This is a genomic window from Acidovorax soli (assembly GCF_014207955.1).
Classification (GTDB): Bacteria; Pseudomonadota; Gammaproteobacteria; order Burkholderiales; family Burkholderiaceae_C; genus Acidovorax; species Acidovorax soli_A.
Map to the genome: position 1 here is coordinate 361,205 of NZ_JACHLK010000004.1, position 24,087 is coordinate 385,291.

Below are 24,087 nucleotides of genomic sequence, written 5' to 3' on the forward strand. Positions count from 1 at the left end.
GGTGGCGAACATGAAAGAGCCCACCCCCATGCCCACGACCACCGCCGTGAAGTACACCACCGACTACCGCCACCGCGTGGCCGAAACGCCCGACTACTGCATCACCGAGTACAAGGTCAGCCCCGGCCAGCAAAGCCCCTGGCACTCGCACACCGCCACCACCGACCTGTTCTACGTGCTGCACGGCCGGCTGGACATAGGGCTCGCCGCGCCCGACGAGGTGGTGCCCCTGCGCGCCGGCCAAAGCCTGCAGGTGGCCAGCGGCCGGGTGCACCGCTTCACCGCGGGAGAGGCGGAGGAGGGCAACGCCGGCGGCGCCCACTACCTGCTGATCCAGGGCGTGGGCAAGCCCGACTTCATCGCCGTGGCACCGCCCGCCCCGGGCGGTTAACCTCGCCCCCATGCACTACAGCCTCACCGACCTGCGCCTGTTCCTGGCCATTGCCGAAGAGGGCAACCTGTCGCGCGGGGCCGCCCGCTGCCACCTGTCGGCCCCCTCGGCCAGCCTGCGCATCAAGGACCTGGAAGAGCGCATGGGGCTCACCCTGTTCATCCGCGGCGCGCGCGGCGTCACGCTCACCACGCCCGGCACCGTCATGCTCGACCACGTGCGCCGCTGCATGGCGGGGCTGGAGCAGATGCATTCAGACCTGCTGCCCTACACCCAGGGCCTGACCACGCACCTCACGCTGTTCGCCAACAACAACGCCATCAACTCCTTCTTGCCGCAAGACCTGGCGCGCTACTTCGCCGCGCACCCCACGGTGCGCATCACGCTGGAAGAGCGCATGGGCCACGAGATCGTGGCCGCCGTGGCCCTGGGCCGGGCCGACGCGGGCGTGGTGGCCATCGACATCGGCCACCCCGAGTTGGATTTCATTCCCTACCAGGAAGACCAGTTCGTGCTCATCACACCGCTGGCGCACCGCCTGGCGGGTGCGCCCTCGGTGCGCTACGCCGACTGCCTGGGCGAGACCTGGATCTGCCTGCAAAGCGGCTCGGCCCTGCACACCTACCTCGTCAACAAGGCCAACGAACTCGGCGGCCGGCTCGACGTGAAGGTGCAGGTCGCCGGCTTCGACGCCATCACCCAGCTCGTCGCCGCGGGCGCGGGCGTGGCCGTGGTGGCGCGCACCGTGATCCCCCAGGCGCTGCTGGGCCGCATCGCCACCGTGCCCCTGGCCGAAGCTTGGGCCCAGCGCCACCACCGCGTGTGCGTGCGAAAAGGCGCGCTGGCATCGAACACGCAGCTGGCCAACCTGGTGGCCATGCTGTGTGAGGGTGAGGGCTGAGTGCCTGCGTATGAGGCCGGGCCCGGCTGCACACGCCCCCACCACCATTGCCACCGATGATGCGCAAGATCACCGTCGCCGTACTGCTGTTTCCGCGCTTTCAGCTGCTCGACCTGTCGGGCCCGAGCGATGCCTTTGCCGAAGTCCAGGTGCTCAGCCAGGGCGAGTGCGTGTACGAGATCCTGACCATCGGCACCACGCAGCCCCATTTCGACACCGTGCTGGTACTGGGCGGGCTGGGCGTCTTCGACCGCCTGGAGGATTCCACCGTTTCCTCCAACCTATCACTGTGTCCGAAAAAACTTGACCAGTACGGGGCAACGCCCACAAAGTTGTAACAGCAGGCACAAGGTCCCACTGCGCCATGGAACGGCTCAGTGGTCCAAACGGTGGGGACTCTGCCGTTTCTATCTCATGCGATAGAAGAAGCTTGCTCAGCCTCGCCAAACTGCGCGCAATCGAGCTGGTTGCAACTCGATCAAGGGGACAACACATGAGTGGAGTTTGCTGGATTTTCTTTTTTCTGCTGGGTGCCTTTCTTGGAGGCCTGCTGCTGTGGTGGCTGAACCGACGGCGCCCCATCGCTCCCCTTCCCGTGCAGCCATCCGGGGAGGCCATGTCTCCGCAGATCCTTTGGCTGACGCTCGCATGCAAAGAGGCTCTTGGCGAATGCGCGAAACTCCAGAATCTCCGGCGGATGGACGCCGCAGGAATTGCGCGCCGCCTTTTTAAGAGAGCCTTCCCCGCCCAAGAGGCCTACCCGCTACCGTGGCAGTATGCAACGTGGCCCAAGCAGGCTCAGTTGATCTTTGATTGCGAGTTTGGTGCGCTTCACGAATACCAAGATTCACTGCGCGAGCAGGAGCGGGAGCGCAAGAAGACCGAGGCCGGCTCGTCGCTACCCCAGGCCGGGCCCTCTTCGACAGCGTCGGACACTGCGATCGAGACGAACGCGGACTGGTTAAGCCTCACGCTTCTGACCATTCTGGCCGTGGCAACTCTGATCACCCTCCTTCTCGCTTCGAACAATCAATGGTGCGCACCGGCTACGTGCCCGGTTGTTGTGCAGCCGCCAACGAAAGAGCGGTTCGTGATCGAACTACCAGCGGAGCAATTGTTCGACTACAGCCTCGGAATAATCCAGCCTGAAGCGCATCGCAGCAAGGTCAAGAGTGATTGGAAGCGCGTCTTCAGTCGCTACGAGATGATCAAGGTCCAGCGTATCGTGGCCAAGACCGACCCGATCGGAGGCAGCAGCTATAACTCCAGACTGGCGAAGGAGCGTCAGGCCGACGTCCTTGCGATGCTCAACGAGATCAGGACGGAAGTCCCCGGGTCGTCAGGGCCTGATTCGTTTGTTGTCGAAGGCGCCACGAATGATTCGACGGCAGCGATCGAGCAGTTCCAGCATGACATCTGGTCGCAGTGCAAGCGGCGCTACAACGACGAACTGCAAGAAGCCTGGCTGCGGCCATTGGTGCCATGTAAGGACTGCGAGTCCACGGTACCGCCGGCCGCTTCCTGGAACTATGGCGAGCACATGCTCGCGTCCTACAGAGTTGTCGCTCAGTCGGCAGGATGGTCGACGCGGAATGTCGTTGAGCTAATGCAAAACGAGCGCTACCTCATCAGTTGCCTTGCGCCCATGCGCCGCGTCATCCTCGAAATCGAGGGCACGCCTAGAACCGTTCCATCCACCGCAGCTACTGCGCCCGCCTTCAATCAGGGGAGCAAGCCATGAGCGTTCTCAAGACCGTCCGGGGAGAGGTGATCACCCAGAGTGAGGAATTCGCCTGCGTGGTCATAGCGCTGAAGGAGCGTTATACCCCCAGGAAACCGACTCAGAGTTCACATGCAACACAGCCTGCAAGCGGGATAGCTCCGGCGATTGCGTCTGCGCCGATGATTCCCTTCATCGTCATCCTGACGTACGAAGAGCGATACCAGGCCCCGTTCGCCAAGCGTCTGTACGCAAAACTCAGGCCGTTGCTGGAGTCGTTGGCAAAAATCGCGAGCGGACTTGGTGGCGTTGTCGGCGCAACCGGTGCGACTCTCGCCGTGCTGCTGCAGAAGGTGACCGATGCGGATGACAAGCTCTCGCTGAAAGAGCTTCTCCAGGTCTTCAGGACCTCCCGCGAAAATGCGCCGAGCTTCGAGGATGTCAAGAAGCAGTTGGAAGCCTGGAAGAAGGATGGAGTCACCATCGACCCGTCGCAGATCAAGCAGGCAGATTGGGAGCAATTTTGGAAGGATCTTGAGACCCAGGCGGGCGAAATCGATGACAACGAGATTTCTCAGGACAAGACGCCGTTCTCATTGACTCAGGTCACTGGCTGGCTCGATCCTGAGGGCCAGGTTAGTGTGGCGAATTCGGGCTTCAAGCAGTATGGGTTTACGCTGCAAGGAGAGTTGCAATTCGAAAGTGCCGAAATCCGTGACAACGCCCGTTTCGACATTCTCGGTCCCGACGGAAGCCAACTTGCCACGGCGTGGCTCGATGGCAAGACGGTAAAGGCGTTGGTTGAGGACCCGCTTCCCGATCCGATACCGGTCGATGGTTCGTCAGACCTCCGGCGGGCATTGTCGCGGGTCGCAGAAGTCCAGACCGAGGCCCAGCGGCTGGCCCACTACAAGAAGGAGGCGAACGGGCGGATCTGGCGCAGCGATGGCATCCCTATCGGTCAACGTTCTCTCGCGATATTCGCACCGCCCGCGTTTGCTCGACCAGTCGATCCTGAATGCTTGATCAAGACGATCCAGACGCCAAACAGTGGTGCGGAGACCCCACAGCCTGACGAGGACAACGACGATTGCTGTTCCTCGACAAACGACTCGCTGATCGGCCCGATCGTCGAAGCGCCGCTAGCCATTGCCTTCGCCACCACGGACGAAGCTGGTTACTTCACTTTTTCATACGAAAAGAATCTCTTTGACAAGCGAAAATTTCGCCATGTCCTGCTGCACATCTCCGGCGTGCGCACAAGCATCGCGATCAAACTTTTACCAGGGGATCACCCGTTCCCTGTAAGGATCCTGCTTCCGATCGACGCGGACCTGTTTGAACCGGAGACTGACCGCGACGCTATCACCTGGGTCGATGGCGAGCAGGTAAAAGAGGACAGTTGCAGCGGCCGAAACTTCACCGAGGCGAACCGGGTACTCGACGAGTTCGATTTTCCGCTGGTGGTCCGAACCACGGACCCACTGATTCGGCGTGGGGCACTCTTCGGCAAGGATACGCCGGTTCCGGCGATTGCATCTCTGTTCCGCCATCCAATGGACCGAGGGCATCAGATCCAGTGGGATGAAGAGCCGGTGATCACACAGGCAGTCACGATTTCGCACGGGCGTATCCTGACGATCAAGCAGAAATGGCGGTCGGACGGCTACTCTCTCGGCGACCTGCTCTATTCGCTACCTTTGGCACCCCTGCAAAAAAAGAACATCGCCATCGTCGACTGGAACCGTGTCGACCTCAATCGTCTGGACGTCCGCCAGACCGACGCCCAAGATCTCAACAACTTCGTGGGGCGAGAGCGCGACATCACTGAAATCGTGAACTCGTCGCTTAGCGAGTCAGTTCGCGGACGCTCCGAATCCAGTGGTTCTGCCTCGTCGGGTGGGGTGGGAGGATTCTTTGGCTCACTCTTTGGCGGAGGATCTTCCGGCTCGTCGAGTGCTTGGTCGACCTCTTCGCAGGAATCGACGAGGGCACTTGCCGCATCGATGGTCAATCGACTGCGCGACAACACCATGCAGGCTGCCAGCGCCTACCGATCTCTGCGGACGACATCTGTGCAGCAGGCGTCGCAATCGGAACGGTCGACGGCGTTCAGCGAGACCGTCGCCAACCGCAATGCATGCCACGCTGTGACCATCCAGTACTTTGAGGTCCTGCGCCACCTGCGGATCGATTTCGAACTTGCATCGGTACGTGAATGCCTGTACATCCCGTTGCCGATCGAGCCGTTCAACGAGGCCAAGATCTTGCGCTGGGAAGGATCCTTGCGCCCGTTCCTGCCACCTGCTCAAGTGGAGGGAATGGATGCGATGCTGCGGATCAAGAACGCATTCAACTATCCGGGGGCGCGGTATGCGGATGAACCGGTGACGCATCTCGAAGGCGAGATGCAGATGTTGATCGACCTGCCGTTGCCCAGTGCTCTGTTGGCGCAAGGCATGAATGAGTACAAGTTACCGGAGGACTACAAGATCCTCCAGGCCGCCCTGGGCATCCTGCCCGTCCTGTTCAGCACACCGATCTCGCGACGCGACGCATTCTTCACACAGAACATCGCCCCGGTGATAGCACGCCGTTTGGTCGCCGGCCTCAAGTTCTTTGTGGGGCCCACCGAGTTGCCTGTCGAAGCGACGTTGACCAGCAACTATCAACGGGGAGGGCTGCATGCGATCTCGCTGCGGTGGACCGGCAAGCCCTCCGGCCTCAAGCGCTCCGATATCGGCGCGGTCCATATCCGAAGCACCGAGCAGGTCCCGGTGCAGTCTTTGTTGATCGTGAAGTCGGCGTCCATGCGTTATCGGACCGCACACTACGAGGGATCGCTTTTCGACCGAACCAACGAAAACAACTCGATTCGCTGGAGCAGCACCGCACAGAACTTCGGGGACGATGCAACGATCAGTACCCCCTGCACCGTCGACGAACTACGCAATCCGAAGGAAGAAGATGTGCTCGCAGCCGCTCGCCTGAAAGCCCATCTCGATGAGTTCGTGGAGCGCTACCACAAGGTGATCTGGGCGACGATGGATCCAGACCGTCGTTTTACCCTGCTCGACGGATTCATCGCGCCCAACGCCGGCGGGCGCAGTGTGGCCTCGGTCGTGGAGAACCGGGTCGTCGGCATCGTCGGAAACTGTCTGGTCATGCCGGTCGCACCTGGATTGCGACTCGACTACTTCACCGACATCCGGGAAGACACCGAGGCCGCCGAAGGAGACCTGCTTTCCCTGTACCAGCCGCTTGTCCCGAATCCGTCGCTCGAGATCGCCATCCCCACCAAGGGCGTATTCGCTGAGTCCGTCATGGGCGGCTGCAACGCCTGCGAAAAGATTGACGACTCGCGCAACTGGCGCTATTGGGAGCATCCTCTGCCTGACGAGCCAACCCCAATCGATGCCCTGTCGCTGGGTACAAGGGATCGCCCAACGACGCCCGTCGTACCAAACGTCCCGGCACCGATGGTTCAGCAGGCCGTCTCCCAACTTCCCGCAGCACCCGATCCAGGTGGCCTTGCGAATGCCATTGGCGCGGTGTCGAACGGCGCAGCATTCCGCGATGCGACGGGACTGGCGGGAACGCAGCAGAATGCGCGCGAGGCGTTGGCCGACTCATTCGCGACGACGCAGGCGTTTGGATCGCTTGCCGCGCAACTGCAGATGAAGGCCATGGAGCTGATCGCCACGGCATTGGGGGGCGTGCCGGTCAGTTCGGATCCCGCAAAGGTAAAAGAGTCGATTGGACGGGATGCGAAGGCTGGCCGCATCACCAAGGAACAGGCGCAGAACGCGATCGCCAAGGTCAACGACTCAATGGCGGAGAACCTTGCTGCGCAACGCAATAGCGACGTGTTGAACTACCCTGATGTGGCCGCGGCCATCGCGACCGGCGTCGAGCGCGGGTCGGCTCTTTCGTTGCGGCGCGGCAATACGTCTGTGGAGGTCGGTGAATCGAGATCGGCGCCCGAAGAACAGATCACTCCGGTCCGAACTGCGCGATCGCGCTGGCCTTGGTCGCTCCTTCGTCCTTCGGAGGCGGAGGCCAGCGTGAGCGACGCGCAGCGGGACGCGCAGTTCTTTGCGGCGATGTGGAAGAAACGTACCGACATCGAGATGGTCTATCTGAAAAGCCACGAAATCTACGCATCGAACATCATTCAAAAGCATGCAACGGATCGGCATGAGGATGGCACCAGATATCTCAACATGTGTGCGACGCGAATTTCCATCGTGCTGCACGAGGTCGGGCTGGGCCACCTTTTTGTGCGCCCCTATTCATTCAACGGAAAGACCTCTCCCACCGACAAGACGCTGCGCCCCTACATCGCGGGCGCAGAAGATTTGGCCGCCCGACTGACCCAAAAGGTGGGGCCTCCCCTCAAACTGCTAACGAAAGCTGATCGGGCCAACTATCGGCGCTTGCTGGATGGCAAACAGGGCATCGTGTTGCTGCAGAACTACTATCCGGCCATACGGGAAAAGGACGGCGATCATATTGAGCTGTGGAACATGGACCATTTGCCAAAAGAATACTGGCACCCCGAGCAGCAGGAAGCCTATCCAAAGTGCGATGCGATCTTGCTCTGGACCGCGTCGGCGCTGAGGAAGAAGGCTCGCACGCGTTGAACCCTCCGCTGCTGAGCGGTGGGCTACGCCCCCTGTTCCGCCTCCTCGATCTGCCGCCACCGTATCTCCACGCTGGCCGCCTGGTTCGGCGCCGTGATCCGCTGCTCCGCGTTGGCGGTGTTGATGCCTTGGATGTCGAATTGAGCCCCCTGCGCCGCGTCCTCGTCGCAAAGGACTTGGGCCATCGAGAATTGCGGCCTTTGTTCCGCCCCACCGTGCCATGCTTGGCACCCGCGCCACTTCGGTGCACCCAGGCCCGCGCCTGCACCAGCATATGACCGCAACGGCCCTTCGCCGGTCTGGGCCACGCCCCAGCGTCGCGCCGCTGCTTTGTCCTGAATGGTCGGGCTGGTCGAAATCTGCCATTCCACCACCTTTTTGCAGGGCCATACTGCGAGGTCGTCAATCCATGCCTGCATCGTCTGCCGCATCGGCCAGCGCGCGGAGAACGGGCCGGCAGCGGCACGCAGGGTGCGCCGCGTGCTGGGCGTGCTGGTGGTGGCCACCTCGTTCGGGGTGGCGCTCTACAACATCGCCAAGGCGCTCGTGCCTGCCGTGGAGCTGGGTGACCTGGCCTTCACGCTGGTGGGTGCTGCGCTGGTGCTGCTGATTGGGGGCGCTGTGGGCCTGGGGCAGCAGGGCGCCAGGGCCGACTGACTAAGGCACGTTTGTCTGGCGCAAACAGGCCCTTCCAATCTTCCAACTTGTGGTGGCGGGCCTTGTCGCCAAAGATCAGGGCGTCCATCGACAACGTTCAATCACCCCTCCTTTCCCTCCATCCATGCAAAAAGCAATCTCTCCCATGGCGCGACTCGTTCAGCAGTGGATCGTGCGGCTGGCCGCCATCGTGCCCGCCGCGGTGGCACTCGGCATCTCGGGCGCCGCCAGCGCCGCACACAACGACACCCCGCTCAAGATCGTCGTGCCCTACCCGGCAGGGGGCAGTGGCGACGCGGTGGCACGCATGCTCACCGATGGCCTGCGCGAGCACCTGGGCGGGCGCACCGTGCTGGTGGACAACCGGCCCGGCGCCAACGGGCGCATCGCGCTCATGGCGCTCAAGGCCGCGCCGGCCGATGGCTCCACCGTGGTGCTGGCCTTCAGCGGCGTGCTGGTCAACTCCATCATTTTCCAGAACTCCAAGGAGTTCAACTTCCGCACCGACTTCGCCCCCATCGCCCAGGTGGGCGCCATGCCCGCGGCCCTGGCCGTGCCCGCCAGCCACAAGGCCAACAGCATCGAAGAGTTCGTGCAGCTGCGCCGCAAGGAGGGCGACTTCACCTACGGCATGCAGGGCTCGGGCTCGGTGTCGCACCTCACCGGGCTGCGCTTTGCCACGGCCGCCAAGATGAACGCCAACCCCGTGGGTTACCAGGGCGGAGCGCCCATGGCCAACGACCTCATGGGCAGCCAGCTCGATGCCGGCATCGACACCGCGGGCGACTTCGTCGAGCGGCACAAGGGCAAAAAGCTCAAGGTGCTGGGCGTCTTCGGCGCCAAGCGCTTCCCGCTGCTGCCCGATGTGCCCACGCTGGCCGAGCAGGGCTACCCGGGCCTCGACGCCGAGGTGTGGCTGGGCTTCATCGGCAGCAGCAAGCTGCCCGCCGCGTGGAGCCAGAGTTTTCAGGACGCGCTGAAGAAGACCCTGGACAACCCCGCCACCAAAGACAAGATCGCCAAGCTGCTGGCCGTGGACTACAAGGGCAGTGAGGACTTTGCCAAGGTGATGGCCAAGGACTTCGAGGTGTGGACGCCCGTCCTGAATTCCCTGGGCCTTATCAACAAGTAATGCGAATGCAGTCCCCGGCGTCTGCCTAGTCGGGGGTATAGCCCGATGCCTTGATCGGCCGCTCCCAGCGCTTGAGGTCGCCGGCCTGGATCTCGGCCAGCTGCGGGCCGCTGGCGTAGTGGGGCACAAGGCCCAGGTTGCGGATGCGGGCCTGCAAGTCGGGCGACTTCAGCGCCTCGTTCACCGCGTCGGACAGGCGCTTGGCCTTGTCGGCCGGCACGTTGGCCGGGCCGTACAGGCCGAAGAAGGCCTCGGCCGTGGCGTCGATGCCCGACTCCTTGAGCGTGGGCACATCGGGCAGCGCGGCCGAGCGCGCGGGCCCGGTCACCGCCACGATGCGCAGCCGCCCTGCGCGGTGGTGCTCGATGGTCTTCGAAGCGGTGTCCACCATGATGGGGATCTGCCCGCCCAGCAGGTCTTGCACGGCCGGCGCGCCGCCCTTGTAGGGCACATGCATCAGCGGCACGCCCGAGGCCTGCGACAGCAGCACGCTCGCAAAGTGGGGCACCGTGCCCGGGCCCGAGGTGCCGTAGTTGGCACGGTCGGGGTGGGCCTTGAGCCAGGCCATCACCGCGCGGATGTCGCCCGCCGGGATGGCCGAGCCCGCCGTCACCGCAAAGTCGAAGGTGGCCACGCGCGCGATGGGCGCGAAATCCTGCGTGGGCTCGTAGCCCAGGTTCTTGTAGATCCAGGGCGAGATCACCAGCGCGCCGCTGGGCGACAGCACCAGGGTGTTGCCATCGGCCGGCGCGCGCTTGACCTCACCGAGCACCAGGCGCCCGCCGGCGCCGGGCTTGTTCTCCACGATCACGGGCTGGTCCAGCAGCGGGCGCAGGCGCTCGGCCAGCAGGCGGGCCACCACATCCACCGAGCCGCCGGGCGCAAAGCCCACCAGCAGCCGCAGGGTGGGCTTGTCCTGTGCCAGGGCACCCAGCGGGGTGAGCGCGCAGGCCAGGGCGGCTGCGGCGGCCATCATGCTGCCAGCCAGGCGACGGTTCATCTTCTTCATCATCATGGGAATGCTCCTTTCCACAAGTGCAGGGGGCGAGGGGCCGCGCGGGGCTCAGAAGCCGAACACCCGCTGCGCATTGCCCGAGCGCACCGCGTCGCGCTGCGCGGCGGGCAGCCGCTCGGTGTTGGCAAAGGCGCCGCTGGTGTCGTGCACCCAGTGCGGCCAGTCGGTGCCGAACATCACCTGCTCGGCCCCCACCACCGAGATCAAAAACTCCAGCGACGCAGGGTTGTACGAAATGCAGTCGTAGTAGATGTGGCGCAGGTAGTCGATGGGCTTGCGCTGCATCTTGCGGCGCTGCGCCAGCTCCACCTCGTCGCCCTTGGTGAAGCGGCCCGCCAGGTAGGGCAGGGTGCCGCCCGCGTGCGAGGCGATGATCTTGAGGTGGGGGAAGCGGTCGAAGAAGCCATCGAAGATCATGCGCGTGATCGCCAGCGTGGTGTCGAACATGAAGCCCACCGACCAGCTCAGGTCGAACTGCGTCATGTCCATCAGGTCCACGCCGGGTGGGTCGGTGGGGTGCACCAGCACCGGCAGCGCGCGGCGGTCGATCTCGGCCCAGATCGGCGCGAAGGCCGCTTCGGTCAGGCTGCGGCCGGCAATGTTGGCCAGCACCATCACGCCACTGGCGCCGTTGTCGCACGCGCGTTTCAGTTCATCGAGCGCGCGCTCGGGGTACTCCCAGGGCAGCGAGGCGAACCAGCGCAGCCGGTCCGGGTAGGTGCGGCGGGCCTGGGCCAGCGAGTCGTTGGATTCGCGCGCGGCCTCGCAGCTGGTTTCCTCATCGCCCCAGAACACGTTGGGGCAGGTCAGCGACATCACCGAGATGTCGATACCGGCCTGGTCCATGTGCGCTATGCGCAGGTCGTAGTCGAAATGCCCCTTCTGCGGAATCACCACCGGCGTGTTGCCGCGAAAGATCTCGCGCTGGCCATCGGGCCGCACCTGGATGTTGTAGCTGCCGCCGCGGCGCTGCAGCAGGTCGAGCCAGGGGTGGGTGAAGATGTGGGTGTGGACGTCGATGACGGGCATGGGGGTCTTGTCTCCGGGTGGGGGCTTGATGGGTGGGTAGGTAGGTGGATTGCTGCAGTCCACTGTAGCCAGATGGCATAGGCGAATTGATCTAATTCTTTATGTTTGCATAATCGAATGCTTATGCAAGAACGCACCACCGACCGCCTCACCCACACCGCCCTCGACACGCTGGACCGCCTGCGCTCGCGCCTCAAGGCGCGCCACCTCAACCTGCTGGTGGCGCTCGACCAGTACGGGTCCCTGTCGCGCGTGGCCAAGGAGTGGGGCGTGACCCAGCCCTACCTCACGCAGGCGCTGGGCGAGGTCGAGTCCATGGTGGGGGCCCAGCTCTTCACGCGGGCACGCGGCGGCGTCACGCCCACGCCGCTGGGGGCCATTGCCGTGTCGCGCGCGGCGCGCCTGCTGGCCGACCTGGAGGACTGGGCCAACGACATGGCCGCCACCCAGCTGGGCTACAGCAAGCGGCTGAACATCGGCGTCATCCACTACCTCTCGGGCCAGCTGCTGTGCGACACGCTCACGCGCACGCGCGAGCAGATCGGGGCCTTCGTCTTCTCGGTGGAAGAAGACACCAGCGCCCGCCTGCTGCAGGGGCTGCGCGAGCACCGGCTGGAGGCCGTGGTCACCCGCGCCTGGGGCGCCGAGCAGGTGCGCGACCTGCACTGCGAGATCCTGTTCCACCAGCGCCCCGCACGGGTCTGCCACCCCAAGACCGCGCGCCAACTGGGCAAGCGCCCGCTCGACTGGCACGAACTGGCCGGCATGGACTGGCTGCTGCCGCCGGCTGGCACCTCGCTGGGGGTGTCGGTGCTCGACATGTTCCTGCGCGCCGACGAAATGCCGCCCGTGCCCGCCATCGAGACCCACTCGCTCAAGGTCGTGGGCCGCATGATCGAGCGCAACCCGAGCATGGTCGCCCTGGTGCCCGCCGACGTGGCGCAAGACCTGTCGGCCCGCGCCCAGGTCGCCAGCGTCGCCTGCAACCTCGACTGGCCCCTGCCCCCCGTGGCCCTGTACCGCCGCCAGGGCGTGCCCGACTCGCCCACCATGGAAGCCTTTGTGCGCACGCTCAAGGGGCTGTGCCGGGAGCGCTTCGAGGCGGGGTGAGGGGCGGGCGTGGCGAGTGACCCCCAGACCCGCTCACAGCACCACCCACAGCACCACCCCCATCACCGCGGCCGCCAGCAGCGCGGGCGCCGCCACCGACCAGTCCTGCGTGGACGGCACACTCGCCCCAAACGCCGAGGCCGCCAGCCAGGCATGCAGCCAGTACACCGCGCCCGATCCGGCCCCCGGCAGAAAGGTGGTGGCCCACCAGAAGGCCAGCGGCGCCAGCGCCACCGGGGCCAGCGCAATCGGCAGCGAGCGCAGATACCCCGCCTGAAAGCGCACCGACCCCAGGCGCCAGCCCAGGGCCGTGCGCTGCGGCACCAGGTTGGGCATGGTGGGCTTGGCACCCAGCAGCGCAGCCACCACCCAGTGCATGGCCTCGTGCAGCGCCGTGCCCGGCAGCACCGCCAGGCAGTAGGCCCACATGCCGATGTGCACGCACAGGCGCTGAAAAAGCAGGATGCCGCCCAGCACCAGCCAGTCCCGCGCACCCAGCGCCTGGGCGCGCGCGCTGGCCCAGGCCAGGGGGTGGGCGAGGGCGTCGGTGAGCATCATCCCTGCGGTGCTGCTGTCCATGGGCGGTCAATGGTTTGTTCGTTGAAGAGGCGCGAGAGGTGCGGGTGCGCCAGGGGCCTGGCACACAGAGGCCATTGTCACGATGAAATCGGGGCCGCGTGTCGGAGGGGATGCCTTGTGGGGCGCAGGTTTGCGCGCAGGCAGGCCGGGTTCGCGATTCAGCGATCCTCACATCCGCCCCGAGCCCGCTCCGGCCACTGCTACGATGCCGGCCACCGGCCCAGCCCCAAGGCCTGGCAAGGCGCTCCAGCCGGCCCGCATTGCCCCCTCTCCACAGGACGTCAGGCGACAAACAACAACATGCAACCTTGGCACGATTTCCATATCACCGGCTATGCGGTCAACGGCAAGCGCCGCGAAATGGTCTTTGAGCTGGAGTGGCCCCATGGCACAGGCGCCGATCCGCAGCGAGCGAAGCTGGGGTTTTCGGGGGTCGAGTGCTACTACCTGGAGCACGACCTGGGCAGCAACATCGTGTACTCGTTCGCAGAGAGACCCCTGCAGGAGTTTTTGACGGAGTGGACCGATCGCTTCGAAGCGGAGTGCCAATGGGGCTGGCCCCCATTCTGGCGCCCGGTGCGCCACCCGCATCGCCCCGTCGAGGTCGAAAAAGAAGAGGCGTTTCGGGCGCTGACGGCCAAGCAGGTCCGGTGCATCGAGCTGTCCAGCTCCTATGGATTGAGCGGGTGGATTCTGGCGGTGGATAGCCACCATGAAGCCAGTCACGGAAACTGATCGGAAGGGCCCAACGTGATGGCACAGAACGCCGCACTGACAAAGGCTGTCCCGAGCAGCTTCGCTGCATCCAGATCGATCGATTCGATGGCTGCCTCCTGAAGCAGCTCTCCTGGCCCGTGAGAATGGCTCTGGCCCTCGGCGTGGCGGGCGCAGCCTATGCCATCGCAGAGGGCTTTGTCCCGTCCTTGCGGAATGGGCCGAACGAGGAAAAGCGGGCGGCATGCACGGAGTTGGCCGCTGCAGGTTCCATCGCGGGCGTGAGTGCACTGGCGAAGGCGAGGAGCATGCCGCTATCGATGGCTTGCGCAGAACTGGCCATCACGCTTGGCGGGGGATGCGTGTGCGCGCTTGGCGTTGCGCAGGACCGCGTGGCGCACCATCGGGTGATGTGCAGCGGATGAGCTGCCCTGCAGCCCCTGCGCCGTACATTACGCGCAGGGCGTCGGGAACCCCGCGATGGGGAGGCGCCGCCCCTGGCGCCACCGGCGCGCCGCTCGCCACGCACCTTGACAGGAAGAGACACCATGGGACTTCTCACCTTCAGCATCAACCTCACCCTCGATGGCTGCATCGACCACCAGGAGGGCATTGCCGACGAGGAAACCCATGCCTTCTTCACCCGCCTCATGGACGCACACGGCGCCATGCTGTGGGGCCGCACCACCTACGAGATGATGGAGGGCTACTGGCCCGCCGTGGCCCGCGGCGAGGTGCAGGCAACGCCCGCGGTGCGCGCATGGGCGACCCAGCTGCAGGCCAAGCCCAAGTACGTGGTGTCTTCTACGCGCACGCACTTCCCGTGGGCCCACAGCCACCTGATCGCCGGCGGTGACGGCCTGCGCGCGGGCATCCAGGCGCTCAAGGACGCGACGCCCGCCGGCGTGCTGCTGGGCAGCGGCCTGCTGGCCACCGCGCTGGACCGGCTGGATTTGATCGACGAGTACCAACTGCTCGTGCACCCCCGCATCGCCGGCCACGGCCCGACGCTGTACGCCGGTGGGCTGCCCGCCACGCGGCGGCTCGATTTGATCTCGACCACGCCGCTGCGCTGCGGCGCGGTGGCCATGCACTACCGGCGTGCGGGGTGATGGGGCGAGGGTTCATGTCCGAAGCCACGGATCGTGCGCGGGCGAGAAACTGCTACTGCCATCTTTGGGATACCGCGCCATCGGTTCTTGAAGATGCGGGCGTGCCAGCGGGCTACTGCGGCATGTGCGTGGACTGTGGCGCGCCAGAGCACTTGCGGCACGGGCCAGGCGCCATGCCCGCCACGCTGTCCTGGTGTGACTGGTGCTACCGCAAGGTGGCCATCGCCGCGTGAACCCGTGGGCTGTCCATCTGGCTTGCGATCGGTGCGGCGGCGTGGGGTGCATGGATCGTCGTGGCGGCTGCGGGGCTGGTGTGGGCTGCAGTCACCTGCTGGGTGGTGTGGTCGAACCTGCGCAAGACGCCGGCTTGATCCTTCGGTTCCCCGACCCACATGGCGGGATACTGTTGCACGAGTTCAGCCAAGCTTGTCATGGTGGAGGCAAACCCCCCGATCTGAACCACTGAAAATACGCTGCAGCAAAGTGGTGGACGAACTCCAGCATGGCTTCCTGGTTCTCCTGAGACACGCCATTGGACAGGAGCGAAACGGCCAGCAGGTGGGGACGGTCGGCGCTCAGGTGCCCTAGCACCGCCTTCCACTCCGGCGAGTTCGACCCCGCGAGCACCTGTGCGTTTTGCGCCTGGGCACCGTCCGGCAAGACAACGCAGCTGAACAGCTGCTGCCCATTGATGCTGAAATGGCAGCGGCCAGGAACGCACTCGACACGCCATGCGGCCAACGGTCCGTGCAGGTTCATGGCAACGATGGGCCCTGCCGCCAAGATTTCTTCGCAGTACGCGAGCCATTTGGCCGAGAGCCTGGATGCCTGCATGTCCCAGCGGCCCACCAGCTCTCCATCGACAGTGCAGAAAGTCACCCCGAATGAATCCACCTACTTCTCCTTCAATGCACGGTGTGGGGCATTCTGCCTTGCAATGCATGTCGCCCACGGGTTGGCGATATCGCTGGCCCGCTGCCAGGTGTGTTTCACCCGAATGGCGAGCTGAAGGGCTTCATCCGCGCAGCGCGGGGTCGCCTGTTTGGGGGACAGAGGGCACGGGCACAACCCGCTAGACTTCTGCCACCGGGCCAGGCGCAGCAGCGCCCGGTACGGCAACAACGGGTACGGCAGCCGGGATGAATGAGGCCATGAATTTGATTGCTCGCACTTTGGCGGTGGCCGGTTTTCTGCTGTTGGTGGCATGCTTCGCTGGTGCGGGCAATGCGCAGCAGGCCCAGGTGTCGCGCAACCAGATCACCGACGCCGTCGAGCTCGCGCTTCCGAGCGGCTGGCGGGTTGCCACCCCAAAGCAAGTCGTCAACTTCGAGAGAGAACGAAAAGACATCTACTCCCGGGCCGGGCTGGAGCCCAAGGTCAACCCCGGCGATACGGTGACCTTTCAGGCGGAAAAATCGGAGGGAGCAGATTCGATCATGATTGGCGTGACGGTCATGCCCGGAGAGGCGTCCCAAGCAGAAGTCGCCCAGCTGTCCGAGCAACGGATTGCGCGGATCGGCGACGCCTTCGCACAACAGTTTCGCAGCATGGCCGCGTCCGCCGGCGTCACCAATGTCGCGTTCACGCCACCGGTGCTCCAGCGCGTTGGCGACAAGCTCGCGATCGGGTACTCGAACACGTTCACCACGGCCGACGGGGTCAAAAGAACTGGCGTCAAGTACCACGTGTACATGCGCAACGCGACCGTCGTGATTTCGGCGACGGGCGCTGATTCGATCCGCAAGTCGCTGCGCGACGAAGCCAGCGCCTTGATCCAGGGCGTTCGGCTGAATGAGCGTTGACAGGGATCGCCGCTCCCTGGCCTCGAGGTCGGTTCCCGAGCGTGACTGGACACTCGCCGGTACAAGCCAGGTTCTACACCTGGAACAGCTGTTCCAGCTTCACCAGCAAGGCCCTGTTGACACCTCCACCTTGCGCAGTCTTTGCGCGGCACCCGCATGAGGGACACCAATATCGACCACTTGTTGGAGGTTGGCGCTGCCCGGTTGGCTCTCCAGCTTGGCAAGGGTGCGCGCAAATACGGCTGGAACAGGAAATCCGTTGGCTGTGCAGCGACGGACTCCAGCGGGCAGTGGGTCTGGGTCAAGGTGTTTGGCAAATGTTCCGACTCGACCGAGTCCAAGCTCTGGGATGGCGAAATCCTTGCAAGCGAGGTGTTCCGACAGGTGCACAAACCAAAGGTTCTCAGCCACGTAGATTGGTGCGACAGCGGGTGGACCTGGCGATGCCTTGTGATGGAATTGATTCAGGAGCCCATGCTCTCGGAAACGCCGAATTTGCCGCCGTGGTCGGTGTTGCCTGAGGGGTGGGCAGGGCGCGTGTTTTCGGCAATGCAACAGATTGCCACACACACCACAGAGCGGGTGGGTGTGAGACAGGATCTTGTCACGCGGCGGATTGCCGAGACGTTTGGGGCCCAGGTGCCTTCCAAAGTGGAGAGCTGGGTCGCGGGGCACAACGACCTTCATTTTGCGAATATTTCCGCCCGAACGGCATGCATCCTGGATTGGGAGTCGTGGGGAACCGTTCCCCAAGGATTCGATGCGGCCTGGTTGTACTGCAACAGCCTTGCAAACCGCCACGCATCGCGTGCGATCTACGAAGCATTGGAACCCTTGCTGGTCGGGTATTCCGGCGCGCTCTCTCTGCTTTTTGCTGCGGCTGAGCTCAAGCGCATGTACCAGCTGCATGGCGAGCATTCGGCAATCCAGCGTTCCCTGGAGCAGGTTGCTGAGCAGGCCCTTCGAGAGCTTGCTTGACGGTCAACCGCAAGGCCACGCAGGCCGTCACGGACCTTGCACCTGCTGCGCTTCGTAGTACGACCCACCTTCCACCGCACCCGTTGCCAGCGCAACGGTGAAGGGGTGCCAGGTGCCATCGAACATCCATGCCTCGCCCTTCAGCTCGTCGCCCTGCAGCGACAGGTTGCGAAAGCCGTCCCAGGAGATGCGGCGTGAGCGCCATACGGCACGGCCGCCCGTCCGATGGAGTTCAACGTCCGTGGGGCTAAGAAACACCACACAGCCCATGCCAGGCACGTCGATGGCCGATTCGATATCGCCCCCGAACTCGCCCAGCAGCGCCCCGGTCACCACGTTCACCCTGTAGCCTTGGCCGCCGGCGAGCACGGTGGCTTCCCGCCCTCCCGCATCGGTGAACACAGCCGAGAACCGCGTGCCCCCGGGCTGGAAGTTGCCGACCCAGCGCGCGCTATCTTCATCTACGCCAAACTCCACGACCAGGCCCTCGCGGTGCGTGCCTTACCCGGTGGCGCTGAACTGGCGTGGGAGGCTGCCCACGCCGGGCAGCCCGGGGAGGATTCTGGCGGCATTCAAGGAGTCCATCAGGTGCTTTCTATCGAGTCTGCGGGGCGCAACTTGCGCGTGGCGCGCTGCAGGCAGCCCAGCAGCTTCTCGCATGCAGCACAGTCAAAAGGCAGGGTGTCATGGAGTGTTGTTCGCACGGCGTGGCATGAGGCCCGTCAGCGCCTCCACGCGGCGACGTATCGAGGCATCGGACTGCTCCAGCCAGACGATGCACGACTCGGGATTTCCCTCGATGCCTGCGTTGGCCGCATCCACCAAGGGCGCGGGGACGTAGCAAAGCAGGTAACGGCGTGCGGAAAACCGGGGATGGCTGTTCTCGACAAAGAACGACACCCAGGTGTCACAGGCCGGCAGGTTGTCCACATCGAAGAGCCCGCCCGAGACGGATGCTGCGTAGCCGTCCGAAAGGCTCTCTTCCGGAAAGAACAGCATGAACCTTCCGGTCGCGATGACGGGTGATCCGTGCTGGACCGGCAGTTTTCTGTAGCGCAGCTGCTGCTGCCGACTTTGGCCGAGATTGCAGACAAGCTCGTTCGGGCCATCGTGGAACAGGCTGGGCCTGAGCGCCTCGGACCTGAGGTCGGCCAGTGTGGTGAGCGCATCGCACCAGGCGACGGTCTCGGCCAACCGCGCGCGCAGATGCGCGTCGTCCAGGCCTGGCGTGCCGGTGCTGAGACGTTGCCATACATCCAGATTGGAGGGGCTTTGATCCAAGGTGATCGTGGAGTCGGGCTGCACAGCTGGCCGCCTTTTTCTCAGGATTCCAAACACGAAACTCTCCCTGGCGCTCGGGCGCGCATGGCGCTAGCCTACATCAAGGACGCCTTCAACAACACGCCTCCCCCGACGACGAGACACACGCCTTCTTCACCCACCTCACGGGCGCGCACGGCGCCATGCTGTGGGGCCGCGCCATCTGCGAAATGATGGGGGAGGGCTGCTGGCTCGCTGTGGCCCGCCGTGGCCCGTGGCGATGACCAGCGATTCTCTGCGCGCGCTTCGTGCATCGCTGGTGTTAGCCGGTCATCGCCTTCAGCGCCGCCACCAGCTTGTCCATATCGCCCTCGGTCGTATAGAGCGCCGGTGAAATCCGGATGCACTGGCCCTTGGCCACGCCGGCACGGCGCACCGAGAAGATGCCGTGCTTGTCGCGCAGCTCGGCGACGATGGCGTTGTTGTCCGCCGCGCTGGTCTTGCCTGCGAGGCGGAACGAGGTGATGCCCGCGGCCATGCCCGGCTCGTCGGGCGTGAGGATTTCCAGGCCCTTGAAACCACGCGCGCGGCTGACCCAATGGTCGCGCAGATGGCGCAGCCGCGCCTGCTTGGCGCGGGCACCGATGTCCTGGTGCAGCTTGAGCGCGGTGGGCAGCGTGAGAAAGGTCGCAAAGTTGGCGGTGCCGGTGTGCACGCGCGAGCGGATGTCGGTGGGCGGAAAGTCTTCGTCGCCCAAGGCGCGGTCGATGTCGGGCAAACGGTCCTTCTTGATATACATGAAACCCGCGCCCAGCGGAGCGCCGATCCACTTGTGCAGGTTGAAGCCCACGAAATCGGATTGGAGGTCGCGCACATTGAAGTCGATCTGGCCCCAGGAGTGGGCCGCATCCACCACCACGTCCACGCCGCGCGCGCGGGCCATGGCTGCGATTTCCGCCACCGGAATCACCAGGCCGGTGCGGTGGCTCAGATGCGTGAGCAGCAACAGGCGCGCCTTGGGGTGGCTTTCGAGCTGCTTTTGATAGGTCTGCAGTACGGCTTCGCGCGTTGCGGGCTCGGGGATGGCAAAGCGCACCACGTCGACACCGCGGCGATCCTTCAGCCAGTTCATCGCGTACTGCATGGAGTCGTAGTCCAGGTCGGCGTACAGCACGGTGTCGCCGGCCTTGAGCTTGTTGTAGCCGGCGATCAACAGCTGCAACGCTTCGGTGGCGCCCCGCGTGAAGGCGATTTCTTCCACGGAGCAGCCCACGGCGGCGGCCAGTGCGGCGCGGATCGGCTCGATCTCGCGGCCGTAGGCGTTGCGCGCATAGAACGAGTTGTCGCGGTTCACCATGTCGGTTTTGGCAAGGTACTCGCGGCGCACCGGCTCGGCCATGACGCCCCAGTAGCCGTTTTCCAGATTGACGATGTCCGGCGTGACCGCGTAGAGGGAGCGCACTGCCGCCCAATAGTTGGCGTCAGTCGCCAGGGCCTGGCCCGGCGCGGCGGGCAGGGTCACCAACGAACCGGCCGTTTGTGCAACGGCGCGGCCCACCGAGGCCACGGTGGTGGCGGTGGCCGCCAGACCCAGCATGAAGCCACGGCGTTCGGAGGACGTGATCATGGGTTTTTTTCCTTCGTCAAAATGGGGTGTGCCTGCGGTTGTAGCAGGCTGGCATGACAGAAGTTTTTGCCCATCAGAGTGGCTAAGAACGTAAACACGTTCTAGCACCACCGATCCACGAAGCGTGCGCAGATGGTCGCTGCCGTCAATTGCAGCAGCGCTTGTTTCTCCCCCTATTTTTTCTCGGCGACCGAGAAGCCGTAGATTGTTTCGGTCACACGCTTCTGGATGCTCTGCCACTCTGGCAGCAGGCCACGGCGATATATGACCCTGGCTTCCGCGTGCATCACCGGCTCCAGGCTGAAATCGTGGCGGCACGGGGCGGAGGCTAGGGGCCGGTTGCTGCACTTGATGACCGCAATGCGGCTTTCGTCTTCGCCTGCGCCGTCACCACCCGCCCCGCCCGCCAACTTTCCGATGAAGACATCGTCCGCATGCGTGTGCTCGCGGTAGGGCTTGCCATTGGCGGGGTCGATGCCCTTGGGGGCATACACCTCCAGGTCGAATTCCCGGTCGGCCAGCTTCTCGTACAGGTAGGGGGGCTTCGATGCGGGATCGAGCATGCTGCGCAGCGAGTTGTCCCTGAGGCGGATGACGGCTCCGGCGCCCGAGTACATGTCGGCAGCGTTGATCCCGACCGATATCCAATGGGTCGTTGCGATTTTCCGGTCCCGGTAGTCCTGCCAGTGGGCCAGGCTGTCTCTGCCGACCATCTCGGGGTAGCGCACGTGGAAGCCAAAGCTGCCCAGCTTCGACTTGGGCGTTATCACGGGCCGGGGGCCTTTGGGGGCATCGCCCAATCCCGGGTCGCCCTCGTACTGCACATAGTTGGCAAAGTGCGCGGGTATGGCCACCAGCATCCCGCCCAGGTCGCCGCGCACGGTCTTGGTCGCAAACTGGGCCGCCGCCATCTGGGGCGGCTGGAACCCATCGGCAAAGCCCTGCGGACGTGGCTGTGTGGCCCAGGTCCACAGCACGCCGAGCAGCGCCACGGTGAGGGCGATCAGCAACACGGGGACCGTCCACTGCAGCGGTGTGATGGGGGCTGGCCGCGTTGATTTTTCTTTCTTCTCTTTTTCTTTTTCTTTTTCTTCCACCATGGGGCTCCTGCGTGTGCATCCTCCATCCGATCATGCCACCGGGTCTGCGCACCATGCCCGATTCAGCCGCGGCCGCGGCGGCGCCGGTGCTTACAACTGCACACAGCAGGGCGCCCCGCACCGCCCGTGCAAGGTGATGACCATCACAAGCCCGCGGCGCAGCCCTCGGCACAATCGATTCCCATCGCAGGCCGGCCACCGCGTCGGCCCTGCCTGCCTGCACTGCACTGCCTTCACTACCTGTCCGGCCACGGCCCGGTTCATCTTTCAAGGAGCCTGCATGACGATGACGACGACCATCCTTCGCCCCTCCCGCATCGCCCTGGCTGCCGCGCTGGCGCTGCTGGGCGCATCGGCCGCCACGGCCCAGGTCAAGGCCCTGGCCGCCATGGAGGGCGAGCTGCAGGCCAGCCGCCTGGTGGTGGATGTGCGCGACTTGCCCACCCCGGGCCCGGCCGCTTCGCCGGCAGAACAGCCCACGCAACTGTGGTTTGCCGTGCTGCACAAGGGGCAGCTGTACTTCCATGGCGGGGCTGCGGGCTTCGCGGCCTTTCAGTGCCCGGGCGCGTGCAATGCACCGGCCTACAAGACGGCGGCGTCGGGGCACGAGACCATCGTCGTCAACGGTTGGGACGCGAGCGGTGCGCTCGGCGCCAAGCTCTACGTGGGCTGGGGCCGCTCGTTCGGCGAGATGGTGGACAACACGCAGATGCTGGAAGTGCACACGGTGGAGCCGCCTTCGTCAGACCCGCTGTCGCGCGTGTACAGCGGCATCTACGCCTGTGGCAAGCAGGCCACGGGACCCAAGGACATGAGCATCAAGGCCACCGTCACCGCGGCCGAAGCCACCGTCGTGCTGGGCCCCAGGGGATCCCGTTGGTTCGGGGTTCGCCATTCGCCCATCGCCACGCTTTCCGCGGTCAATGCCGCCACCAACCCCACCTTGTTCTGGTACTTCGAATATGCCAATGGAATGTCGCCGCCCTGGGGTGTGACCGCGCAATTCACGGCGCCTGCCCGCCCCGACGCGCCCGACTCCCGGGGCGGCTTGCTCCTGACATTGAGGGGCGCCGGGGACATTCTCTACAACGAGGTCTGCGAGAAGATGTGACGCCGCCGCTGCCGCTGCCGCCGCGCAGCGCTCGTCGCGCCTGCAGCAACGCGCCACCCGGCCCCTGCGGGCGCTGCTGGCCTGCGCCCAGCCGGCAAGACAAGGCCATCCATCGGCTATGAATGGGACAACACATGCCACGGCAGGCCATGGCGTGGCATGGCGCATCGCATGGCAGTGGGCCAAAGGCACGCAGATCCGGCGCTTGCCAGCAGGCCTTGCCGATGAAGTTGCCTGCCAGGTTCAAGTGGCCCGGACGTGCAGAAAAATGGCAGCGCCAAGCATCAACAAGCCTGGCGATAGATTACCCACCCAGACGGAAGCCCGCGAGGTCGAGCGGCTCATGTAGCGGGACTCGGCCAGCAGCCAGGCCTGTCCTTCAGGGGTCAGCTGCCACCACACCATCACCCCGCCACCGGCCAGGCAGCCCACCCCCACCGCGCCCAGCAGCGCAATGAAAATGCTGCCCGTGGTGCTTGCCGCCGGCACGATGGCAAGCAAGGCCACAAAGGCGGTAGCGGCGGCCTGCCATCTCTCTGCGCGAGCAAAAGCGTCCATCGAGCACTCCCATCAAACGATTCATCGGCCCTTGGGCCTTGGATACGTACCATGCCCCCCGCATTGGCTACCTGAACCGTTCAACACGCAAGATAAACCTGGCCAGGCCCCGGGGGGGCCTGTCCATGCCTGCCCCGCAGCGGTGGCCCCAGTGTGCTGTGCCCTCAGGCCGGGCCGCATGCCCGATGGCTTGATTGGTGGGGTTCAGCGGCCGCGGCGGCGCTGCTGCTGCTCCTGCCTGAGCACCCGCACCCCCACCCAGGCCACGCCAGCGCCCAGCGTGGCCCAGAGCAGGTGGTACACGACCCAGCCGGCGGGCGTGCCCAGTGCGGCCTGCAGTGCCTGCGCCATGGCGCCCCGCAGCAGCGATGGGGTGGGCGGTGGTGCGGCCAGGGTGAGGGCGCCCCAGGCGCTGAAAACGAACACGCCGCCGCCGACAACGGCGAAGAACCACGCCAGCCACCTTGCCTCTCGCATACCTTCTTCCCTCCTTGTCGTCGTGATGGCTGCCCGCCATGGGGACCTGCCGTGGGCGGGCCCGGACCGCGCTTGCTGGCAAGCCATAGTTTGCCGCACAGGCGCAGCCCAGCCCGCGGCTGCTGCTGCTGCTGCTGCGCCGGTGCTTACAACTGCACACAGCAGGGCGCA

General features: G+C 64.9%; 24 protein-coding genes. 13 read left to right on the forward strand and 11 right to left on the reverse strand.

The window, feature by feature from the left end; genetic code table 11:
* The first annotated feature begins 28 nt into the window (after nt 1-28).
* From HNP48_RS13320 to HNP48_RS13340, 5 genes are all read left to right on the forward strand, one after another.
* A complete protein-coding gene (locus tag HNP48_RS13320) occupies nt 29-391 on the forward strand; it encodes a cupin domain-containing protein (protein ID WP_184857572.1) in 363 nt (120 codons plus the stop codon).
* Nucleotides 392-401: 10 nt separating this feature from the next.
* Nucleotides 402-1,292, forward strand: coding sequence for a LysR family transcriptional regulator (locus HNP48_RS13325; protein WP_184857575.1), 891 nt, complete (start codon nt 402-404; stop codon nt 1,290-1,292).
* Nucleotides 1,293-1,348: 56 nt separating this feature from the next.
* Nucleotides 1,349-1,630, forward strand: a complete 282-nt coding sequence (locus tag HNP48_RS13330; protein ID WP_221480191.1) for a hypothetical protein — start codon at nt 1,349-1,351, stop codon at nt 1,628-1,630.
* A 92-nt stretch (nt 1,631-1,722) separates the two neighbouring features.
* Complete coding sequence (locus HNP48_RS13335; protein ID WP_184857579.1) at nt 1,723-3,033, forward strand: hypothetical protein; 1,311 nt, start codon at nt 1,723-1,725, stop codon at nt 3,031-3,033.
* Nucleotides 3,030-7,655 carry a T6SS effector amidase Tae4 family protein gene (locus HNP48_RS13340; protein ID WP_184857581.1) on the forward strand — a complete coding sequence of 1,542 codons (4,626 nt, stop codon included), beginning with the start codon at nt 3,030-3,032 and terminating at the stop codon, nt 7,653-7,655. Before HNP48_RS13335 ends, HNP48_RS13340 begins: the two co-directional genes overlap by 4 nt.
* 23 nt (nt 7,656-7,678) lie before the next feature.
* On the opposite strand, the gene HNP48_RS35185 is transcribed toward HNP48_RS13340, so the two are convergent.
* Complete coding sequence (locus HNP48_RS35185; protein ID WP_221480192.1) at nt 7,679-7,840, reverse strand: hypothetical protein; 162 nt, start codon at nt 7,838-7,840, stop codon at nt 7,679-7,681.
* A 154-nt stretch (nt 7,841-7,994) separates the two neighbouring features.
* Here HNP48_RS35185 and HNP48_RS35190 point away from each other — a divergent pair, with 154 nt between their 5' ends.
* Together HNP48_RS35190 and HNP48_RS13355 are read left to right on the forward strand one after the other, a co-directional pair.
* Nucleotides 7,995-8,312 (forward strand): hypothetical protein, encoded by a 318-nt coding sequence (locus tag HNP48_RS35190; protein ID WP_221480193.1) that lies wholly within the window; start codon nt 7,995-7,997, stop codon nt 8,310-8,312.
* A gap of 145 nt (nt 8,313-8,457) precedes the next feature.
* Complete coding sequence (locus HNP48_RS13355) at nt 8,458-9,444, forward strand: tripartite tricarboxylate transporter substrate binding protein (protein WP_184857587.1); 987 nt, start codon at nt 8,458-8,460, stop codon at nt 9,442-9,444.
* A gap of 25 nt (nt 9,445-9,469) precedes the next feature.
* On the opposite strand, the gene HNP48_RS13360 is transcribed toward HNP48_RS13355, so the two are convergent.
* Entirely contained in the window at nt 9,470-10,459 is a 990-nt protein-coding gene (locus HNP48_RS13360) for a Bug family tripartite tricarboxylate transporter substrate binding protein (protein WP_311773824.1), read from the reverse strand.
* 48 nt (nt 10,460-10,507) lie between these two features.
* Complete coding sequence (locus HNP48_RS13365; protein ID WP_184857589.1) at nt 10,508-11,488, reverse strand: amidohydrolase family protein; 981 nt, start codon at nt 11,486-11,488, stop codon at nt 10,508-10,510.
* 123 nt (nt 11,489-11,611) lie between these two features.
* Here HNP48_RS13365 and HNP48_RS13370 point away from each other — a divergent pair, with 123 nt between their 5' ends.
* Entirely contained in the window at nt 11,612-12,598 is a 987-nt protein-coding gene (locus tag HNP48_RS13370) for a LysR substrate-binding domain-containing protein (protein WP_184857884.1), read from the forward strand.
* 33 nt (nt 12,599-12,631) lie between these two features.
* Here the strand turns inward: HNP48_RS13370 and HNP48_RS13375 are convergent, their stop codons facing one another.
* A complete protein-coding gene (locus tag HNP48_RS13375) occupies nt 12,632-13,177 on the reverse strand; it encodes a hypothetical protein (protein ID WP_184857591.1) in 546 nt (181 codons plus the stop codon).
* 300 nt (nt 13,178-13,477) lie between these two features.
* On the opposite strand from HNP48_RS13375, the gene HNP48_RS13380 reads away from it, so the two are divergent.
* Together HNP48_RS13380 and HNP48_RS13385 are read left to right on the forward strand one after the other, a co-directional pair.
* Nucleotides 13,478-13,912 (forward strand): hypothetical protein, encoded by a 435-nt coding sequence (locus HNP48_RS13380; protein ID WP_184857593.1) that lies wholly within the window; start codon nt 13,478-13,480, stop codon nt 13,910-13,912.
* A gap of 527 nt (nt 13,913-14,439) precedes the next feature.
* Nucleotides 14,440-15,003: a dihydrofolate reductase family protein gene (locus HNP48_RS13385; protein WP_184857595.1), complete on the forward strand. Its 564-nt coding sequence runs from the start codon at nt 14,440-14,442 to the stop codon at nt 15,001-15,003.
* 429 nt (nt 15,004-15,432) lie between these two features.
* Here HNP48_RS13385 and HNP48_RS13390 read toward each other — a convergent pair whose 3' ends face one another.
* A complete protein-coding gene (locus HNP48_RS13390) occupies nt 15,433-15,897 on the reverse strand; it encodes a hypothetical protein (protein ID WP_184857597.1) in 465 nt (154 codons plus the stop codon).
* Between the two features lie 257 nt (nt 15,898-16,154).
* On the opposite strand from HNP48_RS13390, the gene HNP48_RS13395 reads away from it, so the two are divergent.
* Together HNP48_RS13395 and HNP48_RS13400 are read left to right on the forward strand one after the other, a co-directional pair.
* Nucleotides 16,155-16,805, forward strand: a complete 651-nt coding sequence (locus tag HNP48_RS13395) for a hypothetical protein (protein WP_184857599.1) — start codon at nt 16,155-16,157, stop codon at nt 16,803-16,805.
* Between the two features lie 156 nt (nt 16,806-16,961).
* Entirely contained in the window at nt 16,962-17,783 is an 822-nt protein-coding gene (locus tag HNP48_RS13400; RefSeq protein ID WP_184857601.1) for a hypothetical protein, read from the forward strand.
* A 27-nt stretch (nt 17,784-17,810) separates the two neighbouring features.
* Here the strand turns inward: HNP48_RS13400 and HNP48_RS13405 are convergent, their stop codons facing one another.
* The 4 genes from HNP48_RS13405 to HNP48_RS13420 form a co-directional block, all read right to left on the reverse strand.
* Complete coding sequence (locus HNP48_RS13405) at nt 17,811-18,260, reverse strand: hypothetical protein (RefSeq protein WP_184857604.1); 450 nt, start codon at nt 18,258-18,260, stop codon at nt 17,811-17,813.
* A gap of 207 nt (nt 18,261-18,467) precedes the next feature.
* Nucleotides 18,468-19,088: a hypothetical protein gene (locus HNP48_RS13410; RefSeq protein ID WP_184857606.1), complete on the reverse strand. Its 621-nt coding sequence runs from the start codon at nt 19,086-19,088 to the stop codon at nt 18,468-18,470.
* Between the two features lie 277 nt (nt 19,089-19,365).
* Nucleotides 19,366-20,670, reverse strand: coding sequence for an aminotransferase class V-fold PLP-dependent enzyme (locus HNP48_RS13415; RefSeq protein ID WP_184857608.1), 1,305 nt, complete (start codon nt 20,668-20,670; stop codon nt 19,366-19,368).
* Between the two features lie 173 nt (nt 20,671-20,843).
* Nucleotides 20,844-21,770, reverse strand: a complete 927-nt coding sequence (locus tag HNP48_RS13420; RefSeq protein ID WP_221480194.1) for a hypothetical protein — start codon at nt 21,768-21,770, stop codon at nt 20,844-20,846.
* Nucleotides 21,771-22,050: 280 nt separating this feature from the next.
* Between HNP48_RS13420 and HNP48_RS13425 the strand changes: the two genes are divergently transcribed.
* Complete coding sequence (locus HNP48_RS13425; protein ID WP_184857612.1) at nt 22,051-22,881, forward strand: hypothetical protein; 831 nt, start codon at nt 22,051-22,053, stop codon at nt 22,879-22,881.
* 243 nt (nt 22,882-23,124) lie between these two features.
* Here the strand turns inward: HNP48_RS13425 and HNP48_RS13430 are convergent, their stop codons facing one another.
* Nucleotides 23,125-23,439, reverse strand: coding sequence for a hypothetical protein (locus tag HNP48_RS13430; RefSeq protein WP_184857614.1), 315 nt, complete (start codon nt 23,437-23,439; stop codon nt 23,125-23,127).
* A 204-nt stretch (nt 23,440-23,643) separates the two neighbouring features.
* A complete protein-coding gene (locus tag HNP48_RS13435; protein ID WP_184857616.1) occupies nt 23,644-23,916 on the reverse strand; it encodes a hypothetical protein in 273 nt (90 codons plus the stop codon).
* Nucleotides 23,917-24,087: the final 171 nt, after the last annotated feature.